General features: G+C 35.1%; 21 protein-coding genes and 1 riboswitch. Of the genes, 3 read left to right on the top strand and 18 right to left on the bottom strand.

Annotated elements, in window-relative coordinates; all coding sequences use genetic code 11:
* Positions 1-28: 28 nt before the first annotated feature.
* The 8 genes from AMET_RS05510 to AMET_RS05480 all read right to left on the bottom strand — a co-directional run bounded on the left by AMET_RS05510 (position 29) and on the right by AMET_RS05480 (position 7,861).
* Positions 29-1,585 (bottom strand): ABC transporter substrate-binding protein, encoded by a 1,557-nt coding sequence (locus AMET_RS05510; protein ID WP_012062371.1) that lies wholly within the window; start codon positions 1,583-1,585, stop codon positions 29-31.
* 11 nt (positions 1,586-1,596) lie between these two features.
* Positions 1,597-2,490, bottom strand: a complete 894-nt coding sequence (nikC, locus tag AMET_RS05505) for a nickel transporter permease (RefSeq protein ID WP_012062370.1) — start codon at positions 2,488-2,490, stop codon at positions 1,597-1,599.
* A 10-nt stretch (positions 2,491-2,500) separates the two neighbouring features.
* Positions 2,501-3,436 carry a nickel ABC transporter permease gene (gene nikB, locus AMET_RS05500; protein WP_041720400.1) on the bottom strand — a complete coding sequence of 312 codons (936 nt, stop codon included), beginning with the start codon at positions 3,434-3,436 and terminating at the stop codon, positions 2,501-2,503.
* A 400-nt stretch (positions 3,437-3,836) separates the two neighbouring features.
* A riboswitch (cobalamin riboswitch) is annotated at positions 3,837-4,024 on the bottom strand.
* Between the two features lie 151 nt (positions 4,025-4,175).
* Positions 4,176-4,607, bottom strand: a complete 432-nt coding sequence (locus tag AMET_RS05495; RefSeq protein WP_012062368.1) for a flavodoxin — start codon at positions 4,605-4,607, stop codon at positions 4,176-4,178.
* A 210-nt stretch (positions 4,608-4,817) separates the two neighbouring features.
* Positions 4,818-5,408 carry a DUF3793 family protein gene (locus tag AMET_RS05490; RefSeq protein ID WP_012062366.1) on the bottom strand — a complete coding sequence of 197 codons (591 nt, stop codon included), beginning with the start codon at positions 5,406-5,408 and terminating at the stop codon, positions 4,818-4,820.
* A gap of 243 nt (positions 5,409-5,651) precedes the next feature.
* Positions 5,652-5,813 (bottom strand): DUF1540 domain-containing protein, encoded by a 162-nt coding sequence (locus AMET_RS24875; RefSeq protein WP_012062365.1) that lies wholly within the window; start codon positions 5,811-5,813, stop codon positions 5,652-5,654.
* 234 nt (positions 5,814-6,047) lie between these two features.
* The gene (locus AMET_RS05485; RefSeq protein ID WP_012062364.1) at positions 6,048-6,311 is read right to left on the bottom strand and encodes a hypothetical protein; all 264 of its coding nucleotides are present in this window, start codon (positions 6,309-6,311) and stop codon (positions 6,048-6,050) included.
* A 182-nt stretch (positions 6,312-6,493) separates the two neighbouring features.
* Positions 6,494-7,861: an MATE family efflux transporter gene (locus AMET_RS05480; protein WP_012062363.1), complete on the bottom strand. Its 1,368-nt coding sequence runs from the start codon at positions 7,859-7,861 to the stop codon at positions 6,494-6,496.
* 255 nt (positions 7,862-8,116) lie between these two features.
* Between AMET_RS05480 and AMET_RS05475 the strand changes: the two genes are divergently transcribed.
* Both AMET_RS05475 and AMET_RS05470 read left to right on the top strand, forming a co-directional pair.
* Positions 8,117-8,566 (top strand): MarR family winged helix-turn-helix transcriptional regulator, encoded by a 450-nt coding sequence (locus AMET_RS05475; protein WP_012062362.1) that lies wholly within the window; start codon positions 8,117-8,119, stop codon positions 8,564-8,566.
* A 300-nt stretch (positions 8,567-8,866) separates the two neighbouring features.
* Positions 8,867-10,726 carry an IS1634 family transposase gene (locus tag AMET_RS05470; protein WP_041720256.1) on the top strand — a complete coding sequence of 620 codons (1,860 nt, stop codon included), beginning with the start codon at positions 8,867-8,869 and terminating at the stop codon, positions 10,724-10,726.
* Between the two features lie 95 nt (positions 10,727-10,821).
* On the opposite strand, the gene AMET_RS05465 is transcribed toward AMET_RS05470, so the two are convergent.
* The 6 genes from AMET_RS05465 to AMET_RS05440 form a co-directional block, all read right to left on the bottom strand.
* Positions 10,822-11,127: a hypothetical protein gene (locus AMET_RS05465; protein ID WP_012062361.1), complete on the bottom strand. Its 306-nt coding sequence runs from the start codon at positions 11,125-11,127 to the stop codon at positions 10,822-10,824.
* A 271-nt stretch (positions 11,128-11,398) separates the two neighbouring features.
* The gene (locus AMET_RS05460; RefSeq protein ID WP_012062360.1) at positions 11,399-12,895 is read right to left on the bottom strand and encodes a tripartite tricarboxylate transporter permease; all 1,497 of its coding nucleotides are present in this window, start codon (positions 12,893-12,895) and stop codon (positions 11,399-11,401) included.
* A gap of 24 nt (positions 12,896-12,919) precedes the next feature.
* On the bottom strand, positions 12,920-13,486 hold the full coding sequence (locus AMET_RS24160; RefSeq protein ID WP_012062359.1) for a tripartite tricarboxylate transporter TctB family protein: 567 nt from the start codon (positions 13,484-13,486) through the stop codon (positions 12,920-12,922).
* A gap of 97 nt (positions 13,487-13,583) precedes the next feature.
* On the bottom strand, positions 13,584-14,573 hold the full coding sequence (locus AMET_RS05450) for a tripartite tricarboxylate transporter substrate binding protein (protein WP_012062358.1): 990 nt from the start codon (positions 14,571-14,573) through the stop codon (positions 13,584-13,586).
* A 135-nt stretch (positions 14,574-14,708) separates the two neighbouring features.
* On the bottom strand, positions 14,709-15,620 hold the full coding sequence (locus AMET_RS05445) for a Ppx/GppA phosphatase family protein (protein WP_012062357.1): 912 nt from the start codon (positions 15,618-15,620) through the stop codon (positions 14,709-14,711).
* A gap of 19 nt (positions 15,621-15,639) precedes the next feature.
* Complete coding sequence (locus AMET_RS05440) at positions 15,640-16,230, bottom strand: hypothetical protein (RefSeq protein WP_012062356.1); 591 nt, start codon at positions 16,228-16,230, stop codon at positions 15,640-15,642.
* A gap of 417 nt (positions 16,231-16,647) precedes the next feature.
* Between AMET_RS05440 and AMET_RS05435 the strand changes: the two genes are divergently transcribed.
* A complete protein-coding gene (locus tag AMET_RS05435) occupies positions 16,648-16,935 on the top strand; it encodes a hypothetical protein (RefSeq protein ID WP_012062355.1) in 288 nt (95 codons plus the stop codon).
* A 101-nt stretch (positions 16,936-17,036) separates the two neighbouring features.
* Here the strand turns inward: AMET_RS05435 and AMET_RS05430 are convergent, their stop codons facing one another.
* From AMET_RS05430 to AMET_RS05415, 4 genes are all read right to left on the bottom strand, one after another.
* Positions 17,037-18,167, bottom strand: coding sequence for a YibE/F family protein (locus tag AMET_RS05430; protein ID WP_012062354.1), 1,131 nt, complete (start codon positions 18,165-18,167; stop codon positions 17,037-17,039).
* 228 nt (positions 18,168-18,395) lie between these two features.
* Positions 18,396-19,799 (bottom strand): sensor histidine kinase, encoded by a 1,404-nt coding sequence (locus tag AMET_RS05425; protein ID WP_012062353.1) that lies wholly within the window; start codon positions 19,797-19,799, stop codon positions 18,396-18,398.
* A complete protein-coding gene (locus AMET_RS05420) occupies positions 19,796-20,494 on the bottom strand; it encodes a response regulator transcription factor (RefSeq protein ID WP_012062352.1) in 699 nt (232 codons plus the stop codon). The genes AMET_RS05425 and AMET_RS05420 overlap by 4 nt, the downstream gene beginning before the upstream one ends.
* Positions 20,464-20,901, bottom strand: a complete 438-nt coding sequence (locus AMET_RS05415) for a hypothetical protein (RefSeq protein WP_041720398.1) — start codon at positions 20,899-20,901, stop codon at positions 20,464-20,466. The genes AMET_RS05420 and AMET_RS05415 overlap by 31 nt, the downstream gene beginning before the upstream one ends.
* Positions 20,902-21,370: the final 469 nt, after the last annotated feature.

Genomic DNA, 21,370 nt, shown 5'->3' with positions numbered 1-21,370 from the left:
AAGGATTTTCAATAAAACATACAAGCTATTATTGAATATCGGAATTTACGTTTAATTGGTAATAATCTGTAGGATGTGCTTTAAATCCCGTTACATTCTTTTTCATAATCATCGTCATATTATTAAATCCAATAAAATCATAAGCGTAATCATCTAAAACCAGCTGTTGAATTTCAATAGTCAATTCTGCCCGTTTATCTGGATCGTATTCTTGTTGTAATTGTTCCAGTAAATCATCTACTTTGGAATGACTATATCCTCCAAAATTATTATCCATTCCAGTTCTCATTGTCATATTTAAAAATGCATCCGAATCACCTGTTGGACTCGTTACGATACAATACATTCCAATATCAAATTCTCCTGTTTTGAAATACTCTGTATTATCAAATACCGTCACATTAACATCTATCCCTATTTGCTTTAATGCAGATTGCATTTCAGTAGCAATATCCTCTTGTGATAATCTTCTATAGAGAACTAGATTAATTGAAAGAGGTTCTCCATCCTTTTCCCTGATCCCATCTCCATTTAAATCTCTATAACCAGCTTGTTCTAATATTGCTTTTGCACCTTCAGAGTCATATGCCACACCCTTAAGATTACTTCCACCATAGACCATACGATCAGGGAAGGCGCCTACCGCAGGGGTTGCTGAATTATTTAATAAATATGTGCAGATAGACTCTTTATCAATTGCCATTGAAATCGCTTTTCGAACCGCTTCATCTGGAAGTGTCTCTAAATTGTAATAGAGCATGTACGCACGAGAAGTCTCCACCTGGGACACTGTATATTTTGATGTGTCTTTAAATAATTCTACGGTATCCGATGTAATATTATGAGCAACGTCAATTTCACCAGATTGTAATGCCATGGCTAATGTATCCATGTCAGAAATCTTTTTCACATATACTTTGTCCAACTTAGGTGTTCCATCCCAATAACTTTGATTTTTTTCCAAAGTAACAGATTCGTCAGGCAAAAATTCAACAGATATATAGGGTCCTGTTCCAATAGGATGTGTTTCTCTATCCTCTGTTGTGGCCAAATCAATAATGGATGCATAGGGATCAGAAAGATCGTTGATTAAAGTAGCATAGGGTGCTTCTGTTTTAATCAGTATTGTTAAATCATCTTCTACTGTATAGCTTGCTGTTGCAAAAACAGCAGCACGATAGTTGACCTCACCAAAACGTTGCATATTTTCCACTACTTTATGGGCAGTGACAGCTTCGCCATTTGTGAAAAAAACATTGTCCTTTAAGATGATCTTCCATGTTAGCCCGTCAATATTCTCATAGCTTTCCGCTAACCATGGTTCAGGTACTAAGGAGTCATTTAATTTAAATAAGGTTTCAGTTATACCATACCTAACACCATACCAACCATTCCAATCCATATGGGGATCTAGGGATGTTGTTGATTCTGTACTACCAAAAGTCAAAATCTTTTCTTCAGTTGAAGATTCTTGTCCATTGTTGCCATCTGTAGTTGTTCCCTGGGTTTCATTTCCTCCTATGCAGGCTGTCAGCAGAGAGGCTAAAAACATACATACCAATAACACGACTAATTTCTTCTTCATTTTCATTCTCCTCATCTATCTTGATTTTTATTAAATATTTCTCCTTGTCCTTTTGGGTCTAATAAATCCCGTAGGGCATCTCCCAAAAGATTAAACAATATAATGGTCATCATCATCACCACACCTGGGTAAAGGACTGTCCATGGGGCGATTTGCAAATAACTTCTTCCTTCGCTTATCATTGACCCCCACTCTGCTTGGGGTACCTGAACACCTAATCCCAAAAATGAAAGGCCAGCAATCCCCATCATCATACCCCCAATTTGCAAAGAAGCCGTTACCACTAGGGGGCCCATTATGTTTGGCAGTATATGTCGAAATATAATTCTCATGTTACTATTTCCACCTAGCCTTGAGGCTTGTACAAAGGTCTCTTCTCGAATGGCTAATACATTGCTTCTTGCTAGTCGTGCATATTGAGTCCACCCAGTCAGAGCTAAAGCCAGCATGGCGTTTGTTAATCCTCCACCCAAAATCCCAGCCACAGCAATGGCCAAAATAATATCTGGAAAGGCTAGCAAAATATCCGCCAATCTCATAAAAATAGTATCAATGACACCGCCATAGTATCCAGAAAAACACCCAATCATCGTCCCCACTACAAAGGTACCGACCACCAATGACAAAGCTGCAAAAATAGAGGTTCTAGCTCCTACCAAAACCCTAGAAAGAATACACCTGCCATGACCATCTGTTCCAAAGAGAAAATGCTCCGAGGGAGGAAGTCTCCTAAACTTTATATCTGTTGCATATGGATCATTAGGTGTAATATAGGGTGCCAGCAAACTGATTAAAACCATAATGATAGCAAGCCCTAATAATATATAAAACCTGATAGCCACTGGATTTAGCTTGGCTTTCCTCTTCCTCAGCCATAAGGCATTCATATTTTCTGTTATATGCATCTATTCCCTCCTAACTGCTATAGGTCCTGGGATCTAATAGCCAGTATGATATATCTGTGATTAAATTCACCATCACATAAATCAGTGCCATCCAAACAACAAAACCCTGCACAACTGGATAATCTCTAACTCCAATTGCATCTATTGCCAATTTTCCCAGCCCTGGCAACTGAAATATGGTTTCTACTACAACCGTTCCACCAAGTAAGGAACCAATTGATAATCCTATTAATGTTACGATTGTAATCATGGAGTTATGTAACACATTTTTATATAAAATAACCGTACCTTTAACGCCTCTAGATTGAGCCCCCATCACGTAATCTTTTTTTAATTCCTCCAATACAACTGCCCTAACCTGTCGAATATATTTAGATGCCATGGCTATGGACAGGGTAGCAGTCGGAAGAATCAACCCTGTCATGGTTTCTTGAGGCAAGACTGAAATCCAGTTTAAACGCAAAGCAAAAAAATAAATTAAGAATAATGATAGCAAAAAATTGGGTGTCGATATGCCAATAAAAGTAATACACCGTATGATATAGTCCGATAGCTTATTCTGTCTAGCTGCGGCAATGATCCCCAGAGGAATAGAAATTGCCAAGGTAACAGTCATAGCACTAGCTGATAGAAGAATCGTTGATGGCATAGCCTTCATCAATTTTTCTATGACTGGTAAATGATCGACATAAGATTTTCCCATATCCCCTAACAAAAAATTTTTGAGCCAAATCAAGTACTGTACAATAAATGGTTTATCTAATCCCATATCTATTCTTGTTTTTTCTATTATTTCCTGTGAAACAGCGATCCCCTGTGCCGATAACTTCATGGTAGCTGGATCACTAGGAGATATATGCATTAATCCAAAGGTTAAAAAGCTTACCCCCAGCATAATGGGAATTAATTGTAACAAGCGTTTTACTATGTAATTAAGCAACCTCATGTACCTCCTATATACGCTTTGAAATCTTCAAAATCTCAAAACGATTAATTCTTATCCATTTCATACCTCTTTATCAATTCAGCACCTTTTACCTTTTAAAATCTATAATAGCTTACTCTAAATCCATTTGTTCAACAATCTCGTTGATAATGCATGTCATTTGCTTTTACTTTTGCTGTATATATTATAACCATTATATAGAAACATGTAAACAAATATTTCACAAACTCAATATAAAGGATGCAATAAAAAATAACTCAGCAAAAATTTGCTGAGTTATTATATCATGAGTTCTCCACAATAAAAAAACTTTCTAATCATAGAAAGCGTATTATTAAGTATAGTAGAACACATTATATTCTACTTCCAAATAACACCTCCTCATCCTCGTGAGTTATAAACAGCGTTGTTTTCATTGGCAAGTCTCCTGACTTAGGAATAACAAATTTTACACCTTCCCATGTTTATAACACAGTGGTATTCGCAAAATTTTATCCATTACAGTGGCGGGACCATGTCGGAATTACACCGAACTTCCTTTTTAAGCAATCTTATACATACGATTGTACCAATAGATTTAGTATTCAATTTTGATTTGATTATATCAGCGTCAATTTTAATTGTCAATCCATATTTTATCTATTCAGCTCTGAAGATTAATTTTTTTATTCTTAAAAGAAAAAGGAACAGTGATTTGCTCGTTCTCTGTTCCTTCAAATTATCTATATTAAATTACGTTTTATCCTTCTACTAATTTTTTTCCCAATTGTCTGCATTCTTCAAGCCCTTCGTCCTCTGGTGTTAACTGAATAATAAGACCTTCTCTTACTAAGTCTGCTCCATATTCCTTCATTCTGCCATCCCAGTCTCTCATCCACTCTCCATCACCCCAATCGTAGGAGCCAAATAGAGCTACGGGCTTTCCTTTTAACCTTTCATCCATTAAAGATTCAACAAATGGTTCCATTTCCTCTTCCTCTAATACTTCAGCTCCCATAGATGAACAACCCAATGCCACTGCGTCAGCATTAAATACATCTTCCTTGGTCGCATTAGCTACATTAAGTAAATTGACCTCTGCACCATTACTTTTTGCTCCTTCTGCAATAGCTTCAGCCATCATTTCTGTATTCCCCGTTCCACTCCAATAAATTACTGTGATTTTTTTCATTTTAATAACCCCCCTCTAATTTAATTTTTTGCACAACCACAAGCCCCTGTTTTATAACAGTTGCATTCTGAACAACTACAGCTTTTCTCTGTCTTTTCTTCGTCATTCTTTTGAAAAGAATCCGTGATCTCCTTCATCCTATATCCCATCCCCCTTCTCGTTGTATATGAAATTGATTCTCATTATCAATTAATGGCTAACAAAGCCCCTTTAGGAAACAGCTGCAACAACATTTTCTATTTCTAGGGTTTCCAGTTGCCTCTTAATTTGCTGTTTCGCCGCCAATATTTGTTGGCATTTTAGATCAGATACTTGGGGATTCCCATAGATTCGCCATCCATTAACTTTTGTCAGCTTCAATGACGGATGCCCAATAAACCCCAGTACATCCTTTAGTGGATATCCTAAAAATATGCCAATTTCATGGGGCATTTCTCCCTTTTGTAGCTTTTCTATTATTAAATCTAAATATAGATCCATTTGATAGTCATGTGAATATCCTAGACCTTTTAAAAACTTTAGGTTCCTTAATTCCATTAATGTATTATCCAAACTCTTGATATTGTAAAAAAAGATTTTCATGCACCCATTGGGTGTATAAAATTCTTTACAGCTTATTTTATGGCTAGACTCAAATAAATGCTTAATTGATTCCACATGATTATTTGTTTCATATATGTTTGTAGGAAAGCTGAGGATTTCTGCAGGTTTCACTCCCAGTAGAACAGGTCCGAGCTGCTGAATTACCCATTTAACAAACTGATCCTTGTTCTGAAGTTGGCAATAACAATGGTTTATCATGTTCCTCCCCCTTTGATAATCTAGACGATATAATTCAAGCCATTTCATGATCTATTATTATGTAGGATAAAAATAATCAAATAAGTAGATTGATAACCGTTATCAATAATTAAATATTATCATATCTCTCCTAAAACTGTCAATAATTTTTTAACAACTTCTTAACTGAAAAGGACATCTATAATTTAGATGTCCTTTCGTAAGCTCACTTTAAGTTTTTAACAACTAGTTATTTTCTCATCCTTATCCTTCTAGTTTAAAGCTTCCACAGTCAGTCGCCTCTTGGTTTCTGGCACTCTTCTCATGTTTAACAACATTAATATGATCCAAACTACAAAATGATTCTTTTTTGGCATGAAACCTACATTCATCAACTGTACATCCTATGCTATTATTAATCTTCATACATCGCACCTCCTCACAATTTACTATGAACATCAAGTTTATTATTTGTGAAATTAGCAATATTTATTCCAATAAAAATAGAGCTAGGAATAACCCAACTCTATTGCTTAAAATAGCTTGCTCTCTGGAGTCTGACCAAAATATTTAAGTGAGTGACCATAAAGAATGAATTTATATAGAAACCACTCAATTTAGCCGTCTGTTTCTTACGGTCAACATCATTTTATTGGCATATTATTCAAGCTCATCTAATCGTCTTTGCAAAAGATTCATGTGTTGTTTAATTGACTCAACTTCCTTTTTTTTGCATTTTGATTTTTCTTCAAAAAATTCCTCTGTTTCTCCCAGAGCTTGTAGCACGTCTCCTAAAACCGCAATCCACGCACCTATCAATGCAGTCTTATTAGGTCCCGTTAGTTTAGCACCAAATATTGAAATAATAAACACAAAAAGAGCAATTGTCGTTGCATCTAGGCCAACTCCAGCTTTTTTTCCCATGATCCTCCTCCTACTTCCCTACAAGTTAAGACTCCTTTATTACTATTATATGAAGTGTATCCTTAAGGAGTGAAGACCATTACAAAAGGGTGTCTATAATTGAAGACACCCTTTTGTAATGATCTATATGATTTTATTATAGATAAGTAATTTTGAGTTGCTCATCTATATTTCATTCTTCATTAACTCTCCATTAACGGATTATGAAAGTGTGCTGCGTCTAACCCTTGGAGTTCCTTCATTAGCCATAGCCCTGTTATAATTGAGGCGACTAAATCAGCCAACGGGGCTGCCATAAATACACCATTCAACCCATAAAATCTTGGTAAAATTAATAGGGCTGGGATTAGAATTAACACTTGCCTAGACAAGCTCAATATCATCGCTTGCTTTGGCTTTCCTACCGCCTGAAAATAATTGGCTCCTATTATTTGGAATCCAATGATAGGAAGAAAGAATAAGAATATCTTCAATGCATGACTTGCAAATTCTATGAGTTCCAGATCCTCTGGATTAAACAAAGAAACCAGCTGATGTGGGAAAGCTCTAATACTAATAAATCCAGTAACTACAATAATTGTAGCCATTAAAATTGCCCATAGTAGTGCTTCTTTAACACGGTTAAATTTCTTAGCACCATAATTAAATCCGATAATTGGTTGCACACCTTGGCTGATTCCAATAACAGGCATTAAAAGTAATGTCATTATACTATAAATAATTCCCATACCAGAAATCGCTAAATCTCCTCCATAATAGTTCAAACTATTATTTAAAATAATATTTAAGAAAGTAGCAGCAAATTGCATTGCAAAGGGAGCCAATCCAATAGCGAAAATCCCCTTCACAATATTCAATTCTAGCTTAAGGTTTTTCTTTTTAATCTTGACAACACTTGTGCCTCCTAAGAAGTAGTATAATACCCAAATAGCAGATACTAGTTTTGCGATGAGTGTTGCCCAGGCCGCACCCTCTACACCCCATCCGAACCTTATAATAAAAATATAATCCAAAATAATATTTGTAATTGCACCTATTAGCATCGTTAGCATGGCTATTTTAGGGTTTCCTTCTCCTCTAATAAAGTTATTCAACCCAAAACCAATCGCTTGGAAGACAGTTCCGTATAATATAATTGTAATATACGCCTTTGCGTAGGGAAATACATCTACACTTGCCCCTAAAAATTGTAAAATGGGATCAATAAAAATCAATCCAACAACTGTAATCACTAAAGCCATCCCAATTAATAAGGTAGTTGCATTTCCCAAAATTTGTTCTGCGTCCTCTTTTTTATCCTCACCTAATTTAATTGACATTAGTGCATTTCCACCCATTGCAACTAAAACCCCAAAGGCCATCATCATTAGCATAATGGGAAAAGTAACTGTCAGCCCAGCTAGTCCTAATGAACCAACGGCATTTCCAATAAATATTCTATCAACTACATTATATAATGCATTCACTAACATACCAACGATGGCTGGAATGGAAAACTTTAATAGTAGCTTCAGAACGCTTCCTTCTCCTAATTGTTTTGTTTGATTCATTACAATATCCTCCAATTCCTATCAATACACACATTGACACATAGTTTAATTTATGGTTTAATAAACAACATAATAGTTATATTAACATAACTATTATAGCACCTTAATAATAAAAGTCAATTCATTTATGGTTTTTTATCATTTCATTACATGTTGTCTTTAATTCATTACTAAAATCCTCTCTGATCCCAGTTTTTTTATTGACAATGATGTGTCTTTATGAGTAAACCATTTATTAAACGGGAGTGAAATACCATGAACAAGAACAATCTAGAATATGTTGTTGACCAGCTTCTTACTCTATTTCCATTGTTTCGAAAAAAGTTATTTCGACCTAATCTAAATCTGGAACATACAGATTTAACCCCATCTCACTTTCATGTCATTGTTATGTTAAATGAAGCCAAAAGATTAACCATGTCTGACATTAGCAAGAGATTGTCCATTTCAAAGCCTAATGTGACAACCTTGATCGATCACCTAATCATAAAACAAATGGTGACACGTATCCGTTCTCATGAAGATCGTAGGGTAGTCTATATTGTGCTAACGGAAGAGGGGAAGTTATTTTTTGATCAGTATAAGAAATTGCTTGCAGCAGAATTGAAACAGAAGCTTACCATCTTTGATGAAGATGACTTAAAAGAGCTATGGAATGCTTTAGAAGTGGTGAATCAAATGATTTCAAAAATTGATTCAGAGTAATCAGTAAGAATTATCCATACACGTTTAAAAAGGTGGTTCAAAAAGAACCACCTTTTATTTATTCTTCTACAACTTCTACTGTTCCTCCAGCTGTTTCTATGGCACTTACAAAACTATCTAAAGTATGCTTTTTACCACCTAATAAACCTGACTTCAGAACATAAATTCAGAACAAATGATGAGTAAATGTTTAAATTTGAACATTTCTCATTATTTTTTTGTTTATTTACGCCCACGACTTGTCGTGGTGAATAATATGATGTATAATGTAGTTAGAGGGATTTTATGGAGGGATTGTGCATGTATATTAGTAAATCTAAAAGACCAAATGGTAAGTATTTCATATCAATTGCTAAGGGGATTAGAGATCCTGAAACTAAGAAATCAAAAAAAATTCAGATTAAAGGTTTTGGTACTCATGATTTGGATTCTAAATCAGGTAAGAAAGCTCTTGTGCAAGCTGAAGCTGAGCTAAAAGAAATGATTAGACTAGATGAAGCTTCTCGAGGATTTGAAAACTTTGAAGATTTTATTGTATCCATGTCAAAAGATAAGCTTTCTCTTAAGCATAAAAATATTGGCTATCTACCATACTTAGAAATCTTTAACCAATTGAAATTACAAAGTTTCTTTTCTAAGATGGTCAAAGACTCTAAACTTGATTATTCTTTTAGCGATATGATGTTCTATCAAGTACTTGGTAGATTATTCAATCCTTCTAGTAAGCTTGAAGTAGCTACTAGAAAGGATGATTTCCTGTATGATTTTAATTTTGTAAATAACGATAATATTTATTCCTCTTTGGATGTTTTTTCTGGATTTAATAAACATAAATCTAAAGCGTTACAAGATGGCATTCAAGTCATAAACGATATGGAGATTCTCTTAGATACCGTTGATTCAGAGGCTAAAAAAATATTAGAAACTAACATAAACAATACCTCTCACGAATTAGAAGAACTAATAACGTCTTATGATAGTAATTTTGAAATGAATGAAAACAAACTTTTCAAACATCTCAATAAACATATGGAAAAGATTGTTCCAGAAAGAAATATATCTTTAGCCTTTTATGACTGCACAACCTATTACTTTGAGTCTTTTGATGAAGACGGTTTTAGAGAAAGAGGCATGAGTAAGGATAATAAAAGAAATGAAACACAAGTGGTTATGGGTTTATTAATAGACACAAATGGCATCCCTATTTCCTATAGGCTTTTCAAAGGCAACAAACATGAATTACATACCATGGAAGAGGTCATTGACGATATATTAAATAATTACACCATAAAAGAAATTATTATCGTTGCTGACAGAGGCTTAAATTCAAGGGCTAACTTAGAAATGATCCGTGGCAAAGGGCTTAACTACATTGTAGGTTCTAAGGGCAGTGCAGTGCCTAAAGATCTAAAAGAGAAGAAATTCAATTCATCTTGGAACATCACTTCTAAAGCCGAGGCTAAATATAAAAGCGGCTATATCACCAGTAAAAGAAAAGTGAGTCACAATGATGAAACCTATGATGAATTAATCATAAAAAAATATTCAGATGTCTACAAAGAACGGGAGATGTTTAAACAAGATAAAATGCTTGAAAGAGCGAAAAAAAATATAAAAGATTTTACAATTAATTCAACAACTAAATCTAAAAGCAAGTATTACAAAGCTGTTGATAATCCTAAAGAGAAAATAAACATTGAGATCGATGAAGAAAAAATTAAACAAGAACAAGAGAATTTCGGATATTTTTACATCGTTACCAATAAAGTAGAGATGAATCCAGCAGATATAATGGTGGCTTATAAATCCCTGTATAAAATTGAAGAGTCCTTCAGAATATTAAAAACAAATTTAAAAGCAAGACCTGTGTATCACTTTAAAGAACGAAGAATCCGGTCACATTTTTTAATTTGTTATTTGGCCTTAGTCATCCAGAGAGTATTAGAGTATAAATTAGAAGAGAAAAACGTTGAAATATCTACCCATGAAATAATCAATGGTCTAGAAGGGTTTGTTATAGATGAGATTGATTACAAAGTAGACAAATTATATATGATCTCAGACAAATTATTTAAGAGCAAAATAAACCAAGACATATTTAAAATTGAAAAGAATGTTCTACTGAGTAATGAAATCTCCAATATAATTAAAAAGATGTAGTGAGTGCAAAACAAAAATAAAAAGTACTGAAACCTCTGTAAACAGATGGCTTCAGCACTTTTTATTATGAATGATGTTCCGAAGTCAGGTTTTATTTATTCTTCTACAACTTCTACTGTTCCTCCAGCTGTTTCTATGGCACTTACAAAACTATCTAAAGTATGCTTTTTACCACCTAATAAACCTCCTAGAAACGGCAATCTGACAATTAGACAAATGCCACTGGGTGAAGTGATTTCGATTAGATTCAATAGATTGATTACAGCTCCCGCTGGAATAAAAATTCTGAGTAAAGTCCCTGGTAATTGCGGACAAGGTCTTTGGGGTGGTACTGGTGGTCTACATGTCCCTTCAGCTTCGATGCTTTCTCTTCTAACTCCCTGCTTTGCTACTCTGATCATTATTGACCCTCCTTTCCTTAGGTGCACTATATATTATGCAGGAGCTGTTATAAGGTGATTAAGCTTTGTTCATTTTATTTTTAGATTCACAGTGGATATGCCATTGTTACTTACCTCTGCATAACAAAAAGACACGTAAATGATGAATATCATATTCGTGTCTTTGTTTTAATTCACTTTTATTGCCTACAGAAAGCTTTCCTTCTTCTCTTAAGACGAAATCAAGAGACAACTTTCTTCTACATTTCTACACTGATTAAGTCAAAATAGCTTATTCAAGCGGCTCTGGTTTTTGGGGTTTCCTTTTCTTCCCTTGAAGAATTGGAATCAAAACTGAAAGAGCTGCTATTATTAACATAATTAGAGAAACAGGTCTAACAAAGAACATGGAGTAGCCCCCATACATCACTGCTTGTCTGAAGTTCATTTCTGCCATTCTTCCAAGTACGAGTCCCAATACAACAGGAGATAGTGGAAATCCATATCTCTTAAAAGCCCAACCAATCAAGCCAAATGCGATACAAGTCCAAACATCGAAGGTTGAATACTTGACTGAATAACTACCAACAATTGAAAAAGCAAATATCATAGGAAAAAGAATATTTTTGGGGATTAAAGTTACCTTAATCCATAGTCTGCTTCCAGCTAAACCGATCACAAGCATAAACAAATTAGTGATAAATAAACTTCCGAAAAGACCGTAAACAACTTCAGGATTTCTTGTGAAAAGTTCGGGTCCTGGCTGTAAATCATGGATCATCAGTGCACTGATTAACACAGCAGCAGTTGCACTACCTGGAATACCCAATGTAAGCAATGGAACAAGGGCTCCACCTACAGAACTACTATTAGAAGCTTCCGCTGCAGCAACACCTTCAGTGCTACCTTTTCCAAACAACTCTGGATTTTTGCTGAGGCGCTTTTCAACATCGTATGCAATGAATGAAGCAATCGTACCCCCTGCCCCTGGAAAAATGCCAATAATTGTTCCAAGTAAAGAGGATCTGATAATATTATACTTCAACTTCCAATAATCTAAAATTGATGGCCAAATAAACTCAACTTTCTTGTTATTTACCTTACCAAATTTATATTCTTCTATCTTATGGAAAACCTCACTTAGTGCAAATAGTCCAATTAATACTGGAATAAAAGTAAATCCATCAAAAAGACGTACAATACCAAATGTATATCGATTGACTCCTGTTATGGGGTCTAGTCCTATTGTATTGAGTAGTAGACCAAATAAAACAGCAACCAAAGCCTTTTTCCAGTTAGAGCCTCCTAATGTAGCTACTGTAGCCAGGCCTAATATGGCTAAAGCAAAATATTCTGATGGCCAGAAGTTAAGGGCAACTCTAGATAATGGAACAGCGAAAAGAATTAAAATAACGGTTCCGATTAATCCCCCAACAGTTGATGAGACCAGAGATACACCTAAAGCTTTCCCTGCTTCTCCTTTTTGAGTCAATGGATAACCATCAAAGGCTGTCACAACTGCAGAAGGTGTTCCTGGGGTGTTAATTGTTATTGCTGTAATCGATCCTCCAAAATTTGAAGAAACATAGATTGAGGTTAACAATATAAGCGCCAGTGAAGGTGACATTGTGAATGTAAATGGTAAAAATAATGCAACAGCCATAGATGGTGAGATTCCTGGTGTTGCGCCTGCTAAAATACCACTTACAACTCCTAATGCAATCAGAAGCAGTGGTTGTAATGCGATAAGTGGCCTAGTCCCTTCAAGCAAATTAGTAATAAGTTCCATATGCAATCACTCCCCTCTGACTTACTAAATAAATAGCTCAAATAATTTTCCAACTGGTAAGGGTACATACAAAATTCTATGAAAAACAAAATAAGTGAAAATAACCCAGGTGACAGAAATAATACCTACCACTTTTAATTTTCGATATCCTAACAAGTACATACAAAACCCTAAGAAAAGAGCTGAAGCTAGATAATATCCGATATACTCAAATGATAATATACTTATCACCAGTAGGGCAACAGTCCCAAAGACAATATCCATACGTCCAAATGGTTCATCTGGTTCTTCTTTTCTTCTAAATATACCTATTAAAAAAATGATACATGTGGGTATAATTAACATAATCCATAGTCTTGGCACTGTAGCTGCTGTTGATCCTCTTGACGTGGCACCCCTAGTCGGAAACTGGGTTGATAGTAAATAGTAAATCACAGACATCGTTGCAACAGTTGTTGTAACCAATATTTGTCCAACATAATTGCGATACTTAGATTTGGCTGTTATCAAACCAATAATGATCTGAACTAAAACCAATAAGATAATAAAATGATACCATTGCATATTGCCAAAGAATGAGGTATTTTGCAATTTCTTCTCCCCCCTTCATATTAATCTTAAGTGGAGCCTATATGATAATCCAATTACACTTCAGATAAGACTCCACTTAAGAGTTAAATAAGAATTGTTATAGTATCCCAAATTTTGTTAAATAGTAGATATGATCATCAATGTCTCTTTGAATGATTTCTTCAAATTGTTCTTGTCCATAGTTGGTTGCTTCTATAGATGATTCATAGAAAAACTGTATCCACTCTTCATCTTCTGTAACTTGTTGTGCAATATCACTAAACCAGTCTATAGCCTCTTGGGGGGTTCCTTTTTTAACAGCAAATCCTCTCCACATAATCTCATCATCTAGTTCAGGATGTCCAAGCTCTCCAAATGTTGTTACATCAGGATGCTGCGGTAACCTTTCATCACTAGCGATGACAGCGTTGATTAAGTCTGGTCTACCCATTACATCTCTAGGATTTCCTACATAGGCTACACCCTGACCGCCTAGCAAAGCATTCATAGCTAATGGCCCTGATTCAAAGGGAATCCAAACAGCCTCGATACCAAAGGCATCCCATACCTTCATAGCCATAACATGGTCAAATCCACCAGCAGATGGCCCTACCCAAATTTGTTCTCCATCTTTAGCAATGGCATCTTCTACAATATCCATAAAGTCATTTAACGGATTTTGTGAGTTGGTAATAACGCTTTCTGGATCTCTCATGATCATGGAAATCCAATCAAATCCCCAAATATATCGATCTACATCATGTCCTCCAGAGATAACTGTCGATATATTTGAAGTCGTAGCAGCAAAAATTCTATATCCATCTGCTGCCTGCCCTAATACATAATCCTGTGCAATCAAGCCACCTGCACCGGTTCTATTTTCTACAACAAAGGTTGCATCAGTATATTTACCAGCTATTTCTACAAATTTCCTTGTCGTTACGTCCATGGCTCCTCCTGGAGCTACGTAGTTAACGATTGTGATTGGTTTGTCTGGAAATGTGTCACTTACAGTTGGGGCTTCTCCATTATTTCCTGTACATGCAACTAGTGTCACAGTGAGTACAAGAGCTATGGCTATAAACCAAATAAGTTTACGCTTTTTCATATTAACGCCTCCTTATAATTTAGTAGAGTTAATTAAATTACAGGTTTTATATTGTGGTTTATTAAATGCTTTGCCACCTCATATGCCTGAACAGAGAATAGGGCTATCTTGTCCTCAAAGTACTTATGAGTTTAGTTATTTAAACAAATCATATGCCAATCCATGCCTTAACCCTCTATCACTTATCGTCAGATGATCCATGGACATTCTTTCCATTATTACTTTTAATATACAAGCACCTGCTAAAATAACTTCTGCTCGTTTTGGCTGTAATCCTACAATTTGCTGACGCTCTTCGTTTGTTTTAGATCCATACATTTTAATTTGTTCTTCAACTTCACTTAATTCAAGTTTTGACCCTTGAATAATATCAGGATCATACTTAGACATTTTATGTTTTACAGCTCCAATACTGGTAACTGTACCACCCATACCTACCAATTGAGTCACTTTACCACTGGCACCATGTGCCTCAAATGTCTTATGAATTTCTTCAAGAGCTTTACTTATTTCTTCTTCTGTTGCTGGATCTGTTTTGAGAACGTTTTCACTAATGGTAAGAGATCCTAAATTAACACTAAATTTCTTGCTAATTTCTTTTCCACTTCCAAATATAAACTCCGTACTTCCTCCACCAGTGTCAAAAATGGCTAACTCTCCCTCTTGTAAATCTAATCCCGATAGAACTGCCAAATAAGAAAGGCGCGCTTCTTCGTCTCCAGTTATGACTTTAATCTCAACCCCATTAGCATCCTTAACCATTTTTACAAATTCATCACTATTTTTCGCTGTACGTAGGGCCATGGTTCCTACGCCTATGAACTCATCGACATTTAATTCTTTGGCTTTATTCACAAATTCTGTTATTGCCTCAGTATTTCTTTTCATTGCCTCTGGGCTTAACACACCAGTTTCTCTCAGTCCTTCTCCTATTCTAGCAATGTTATTTTCATCTAAAATTGTTTTTATTTTCCCATTTGAAGTAAGTTCTGCTATATGGAACTTAATTGAATTGGTTCCGACATCAATTATCGCTTTTATATTCATGATATCCTCCTTAATCTTCTTATTCTAGACCAACGGCTTTTTTCATTGCTGTAATATAGTTTATATTTTCAAAACCTTCTAGACCTAATTCTCGAACGATTTTCATTACATTATCTGGATCAGCATGTTCAACACAAATGGTTCTCATTGGAATCCCATTAAATTGAGCTTCAGCAATTTCAACAACTGCCATATTAATCACATAAATGTGTCTTTCTTTCTTAACATCAACTACCTCTAATTCATCACAAGGTTTTATCAATTCTTCTAAAAACGCTTCGAAAGTATAGGCTTCTTTTTTAAACTGTGGAACTGGTGCTTTAAAGTAATCTGTAAACAATACTGCTATTTTTTCTTTTGTCATTGGAAATGTGTCTTTCATTGTGGGATACCATTGCTCTAATGAGTCCTGATTGACTTCCTGTAGCGATTTAATATCCATTAAATCATCTCTAAACTTGGTATTCTCATTACTCCCCTTTGATAGGATGTACTTCTCTTCACTAAATTTGAGATTTCCTCTTTCATGTTTCTTTATTCTTTCCTCTGCTTCACCAAATTCATTTGCAAAAGTTCTCCATTCCCATCTTGGTATAATTTTTTCTGACATAATAATACCTCCTTATATTTTTTAATTCAAATAATGTTTCATATATCATTCTTTTTTTTGTAGAAAAAAACTGGATATATTTAAATAATACCCAATATCCAGTAATACTCACTATTATTTTCGTATAATGATACGATGAAAAATTTTCCTTAGAATGATTACGATTCACTTTACTCTTAATATATATTTGGAACACAGGATACTGGAAAGCCTTGGGCAATATAGGCTCAATAAGCACTTATCCATATTCTGTGTTATCAAAGAACAATATTTCGTGTAATAAATCTCTTTTTAACTTATTTTTAACTTATTTTTACATATAAGTATTTATATAACAAGCAATATTCTGACTACTTCTGCTCATACTAATATTATGAGTCGAATACTCATAATATAATAATTTGGAGGGATATCATTATGTCAACAACCAATGGTAATCAATTTAATTTAAATAACTCTCAGTCTATTGACCAAACTGAAATTCAAGCAGCCAAACAAAGAATGAATAATGGTCAATCAATGCAATCTACAACAAATCAAGGAATGACAAACACAACTCCTAATACAAGTACAAATTTACAAAACTCTCAATCCGTAGGACAACAAGAGCTTCAAAATGTCCAACAAGAAATGCAACAAAGTCAAATGCAAGATCCTACCCAAAGAGGGAATGTGACACAAGGAACGAAAAGCAAAATTAGATAATATCATTAAGGTAATAAAAAACAAAACTCCCTAATCTTTCCTTAGGGAGTTTTCTTTTTTATTTTACTTACAATTAACAACTTCTATTTTTTCACAATATACTACTTTCCTTGATCCTTTACTTGATCATCACCAAACTTTTCCCTTAATAATCCTGCCACTAGGGCTGTCAATGGAATACATAGGATCAAACCGATACTTCCAGCCAAGGCTCTGATCACTTCTGTGGCAATTAAGTCTAAATTAATAATCCTTGTGAAGGGATCTTCATATGCAGTAAACAATAGAAGTAGTGGGATCATGCTACCGGTATATGCCAAAATCAGTGTATTGGCCATGGTTCCCATAACATCCTTTCCTACATTCATTCCTGCCACAATCAATTTTTTTGTGGATAAACTAGGATTAGCTAATCTAATTTCTTCCATTGAAGAGGCAATTGTCATACCCACATCCATTACTGCTCCCAATGCTCCCATAATGATCCCAGCAAATAATAACCCACTAAAGTCAAAATCAATTCCTTGGGGAATGTACATTAACATCATGGCTTCCTCTGAGGATAATCCCGTTAGCCTTACCTTTGTGCCTACGAAATAAGCGATGATGCCAGCGGCGAAGACGCCTCCAAGCACCCCTATGATAGCAGCGTAGCTTTTTCGATTATTTCCCCCTACAATTAGAATTGTAAGGACTGTTACAACAAAGGATATAAGGATTGTTAATAAGATTGGACTATATCCTGCTAATAAGCCAGGAAGTAGTACTTTCATGATTAGCCCAATGGTTATGATTAAAGTGATGATTGTTTTTAATCCCTTAACGCCTCCAAGTAGCAGCAGTAGTACAATAAAAATAGCAAGCACGATATAGATATAGGTATCTCTTGCATATTCAGAAATATAAACCGCTACGTCTCCATCTATTTCATCAATTGTAATCAGCACACGGTCGCCGGGGCTCACATCAATGTCATAGGATAAGTTTCCAGACAAACTATGAACAATTTCAAATTCTTGTCCCTTATAGTCCCCTGATGTAATTTCTAACCTCACAATCATATTTTCGAAGAAAAGGCCCGCTTCTCCATAGCCTTCTTCAAGCTCTTCTACCTCTAAAATTTTTGCTCTTTCAATGATTGGGTCTTCGACAAATTCTGCTGCAAATGAAAATGTCCCACCCATTGTAACTAACAACAAGATCATTATCAAAGTCCATGCAATTTTTTTCATATGTTAAAACCCCCTTACTGTCAACTCATCCGTAAAATAATCTTTGGTTTCTCTCTAGAACTAAAATACTAGAAAGAATAAAAAAATTGAGGAACTATATCTATACTATCATAACTTATTTATTTGTATCTATCAAACTTCTTCCATATCATTAAACCCATCATCTGTAAAGAATAGCACTTGGTGCTGAAGGGAGTAAATTTCTATGGATTTCCTTTCTCCAACTACTTATCGAGGCAAAATAACTGTAAACTTTGTCCCTTTCTTTTTTTCACTTTCAACAAATATCGTCCCTTGATGTGCCTCTACTAGGGATCTTGTAATGGTTAATCCAATTCCAGCCCCACCAGTGCTTCTATTTCTGGATTGATCACCTCGATAAAATCGTTCAAAAACATAAGGGATGTCTTCACTCTCTATTCCAATACCAGTGTCTTCTACTGTTAGGCGTATCCTATCTGCTTCTTCCTTTAATGATACCGATACACTTCCCTCAGGATCAGTAAACTTCAATGCATTAGATAAGAGGTTGATTATGATCTGTTTCATTTTATCAGGGTCTATATTCATATAGATATCCCCTTGAATCTCCCGCTTGAACATAATCTGCTTTTGTTGGAATTGATATGCGAATCCATCAAACACTTCATCAATGACCTTAGATAATTGGCAGTTCTCTAACTGTAAGTCTATTTGATGTTTTTCGATATCCGTTAGATTCTGCAATTCCCCTACTAGCTTAATCAATCGGTCGACTTCATTTTTGCATATGCTCAACTTTTCTTCTGTGGGTTCCCAAATACCATCTCGGATGGCTTCAATATGACTTTGTAATATGGTCAAAGGTGTTCTCAGTTCATGGGAAATGTCTGAGGTCAATCGTTTCCGTAGTATTTTCTGTTCCTCTAAGGATGTAGCCAAATGATTAATTGACTGAGAAAGTTGCTGGAGTTCAATAACCTGATTATCAATTTCTACCTTTGTATCTAACTTTCCCCACCTTAGATTGTTTGCCCCCTCTGTAATTAACAAAATTGGCTTAAGAAAGCCCTTGGCTGAATAGATCCCTAAGACTAGTGCTACTAATATAGAAATAATGGCTGCATACATAATCGATTTATTCATTCCACGGGTAAATTCAACATCCCTTTCTGAAACTGTAAAGGGTCCTACATAACCAATTTCCACACTTCCTATCTTTTGATTATCTACGCTTAAAGGATATGACCGAACTTGATAATCTTCGCGATTTATTAAATCATCCATCATAGGAGATCGAGTTCGTCTCCGCATTCTTCCCATCATTTCATTGTGATATTTCATCATACCTGCTCCCATGGTATGATTCAAAATTACATTCTCTCCCTCATCCTTAATGAGCAAATCCAATCGATTTAAATAGGGCGAAACTAAGATGTTATCTAGTGCATTTTGTGTCCAACCATTGTTTAATCGATAGGATTCCGTAATTAACTGGATGACTTCCTCTAATTGATTTTCTTGCTGGCTTTTTCTGTACTGGTCAAATCGATTAAACAGTGTAAAGTTTGTAATGAGACTGACTAGTAAAATTGAAAAGATAGTACCTCCTAATATTAATAGTGTCAGTCGTGTCCTTAGTTTATTGATCATGTTGACACCTTCACAAACCGATATCCAACACCGTAGACAGTTACAATGTATTTATATTGCTCACACTCAATCTTGTGTCTTACATTTTTAATGTGAACATCAATCGTCCGATCATAGCCTACATAATCATAGCCCAGAACCTTTAAAACCAATTCCTCACGACTAAATACCTTGCCACTATTCTGAATAAAAATAGAGAGTAGTTTAAATTCCGTTGCGGTCAAATCCATTAGTTCTCCTTTTTTTCGTGTCTCCATGCCCCTTATATCAACCTTTAAATCTCCCCCATTTAACTCAATGAGATGAGCCCTAACCCCTTCATTACTGGTTCTTCTCATTATTGCCCTCACCCTGGCCATAAGCTCTTTGGGACTAAAGGGTTTTGTCATATAATCATCTGCGCCTATGTCTAGCCCATGGATTTGATCAGTTTCTTCCACCTTTGCAGTTAGCATTAATATTGGCACATCAGACTGTAGTCTGATCCTATTACAAATTTCTTCACCCGACAGACCCGGTAGCATTAAATCTAATATAACAAAATCAAATGACTGCTGTTGAAAAATGTCAATGGCCTCTTTACCGTTATGTGTCACAATTGCCTCATATTTTTCCTTTTCTAAATATGCTTTAATAACATCTGCAATGTTTTTTTCGTCTTCTACTATGAGTACTCTTTTTTTATTCGCTTCCATATCATCACCTCAACATGAGTGGTTTTCTCCAACAATACTACAATGTCTTGGGTTTTGTATTCTCTAAGTATATCTTCCGCGCTTAATGTAAGGTCATTAGAACATAATACAAAACAACAATTTTCCTCAATCGCTCTACGAATGCGATCAGCATTGGATTTTAACTGTATTTCTAAAAAGTATTTATAGCCTTGAATATCTGTAGCACCGTCATTTGAAGGTCTGCCGCGTCTACGACGTTCTTGACTCTTTACTTCAAAAGTGATGTCGTGATAATTTACTTTCTTTATTTCTTGCTTGCGAATACTCTGTTTTGAAGGCTTTCGCTTTTTAAAGCTGTAATTTCCAGATCCACGATGTTGGACAATACCTTCATCATTTTTTGCATCCCGGATCCACTTGCTCAAAGTAGATTTTGCTATTTTTAATTTCTTTGCAACTTGGTCTCCTGTTTTACCTGAGGATAATAGTAGTTAACTGCATCCTGTTTGAATTCAGCATCATAATGTTTGTTTTGCTTTCCCATAAATTTCGTCTCCTTTGTTTGTTTATTTATTATATATGATTAGAGTGTCAAGAGTAAGTTTCTATATTTTTCATACCATATAATGTAGCTAGTCAAAATAATTGGTACAGCATATGGTGTAAAAAAATCAAACTATGTGCTTTTGACACTTGAACCATATATCAAACATGAAAGAAAACTCAATTTAACTTGTCCTATTTATATTCTACCATCACTCATTTGGTAAAAAAGTAAAATGCTCGATCAACTCGTCTACCTCCCAGTTACGTTTCAAGAAAATCTCCCCCTTAAATGGTATTATACTTTCCAACTAATACTATTTTCGACTTTTTTCTTTCTTTTCTTCTTAT

Origin of the sequence: Alkaliphilus metalliredigens QYMF (assembly GCF_000016985.1) — a bacterium.
GTDB classification, from domain to species: Bacteria; Bacillota; Clostridia; order Peptostreptococcales; family Natronincolaceae; genus Alkaliphilus_A; species Alkaliphilus_A metalliredigens.
The sequence above is the reverse complement of the archived record's forward strand: the minus strand, read 5'-3'. Positions and strand labels throughout refer to the sequence as shown.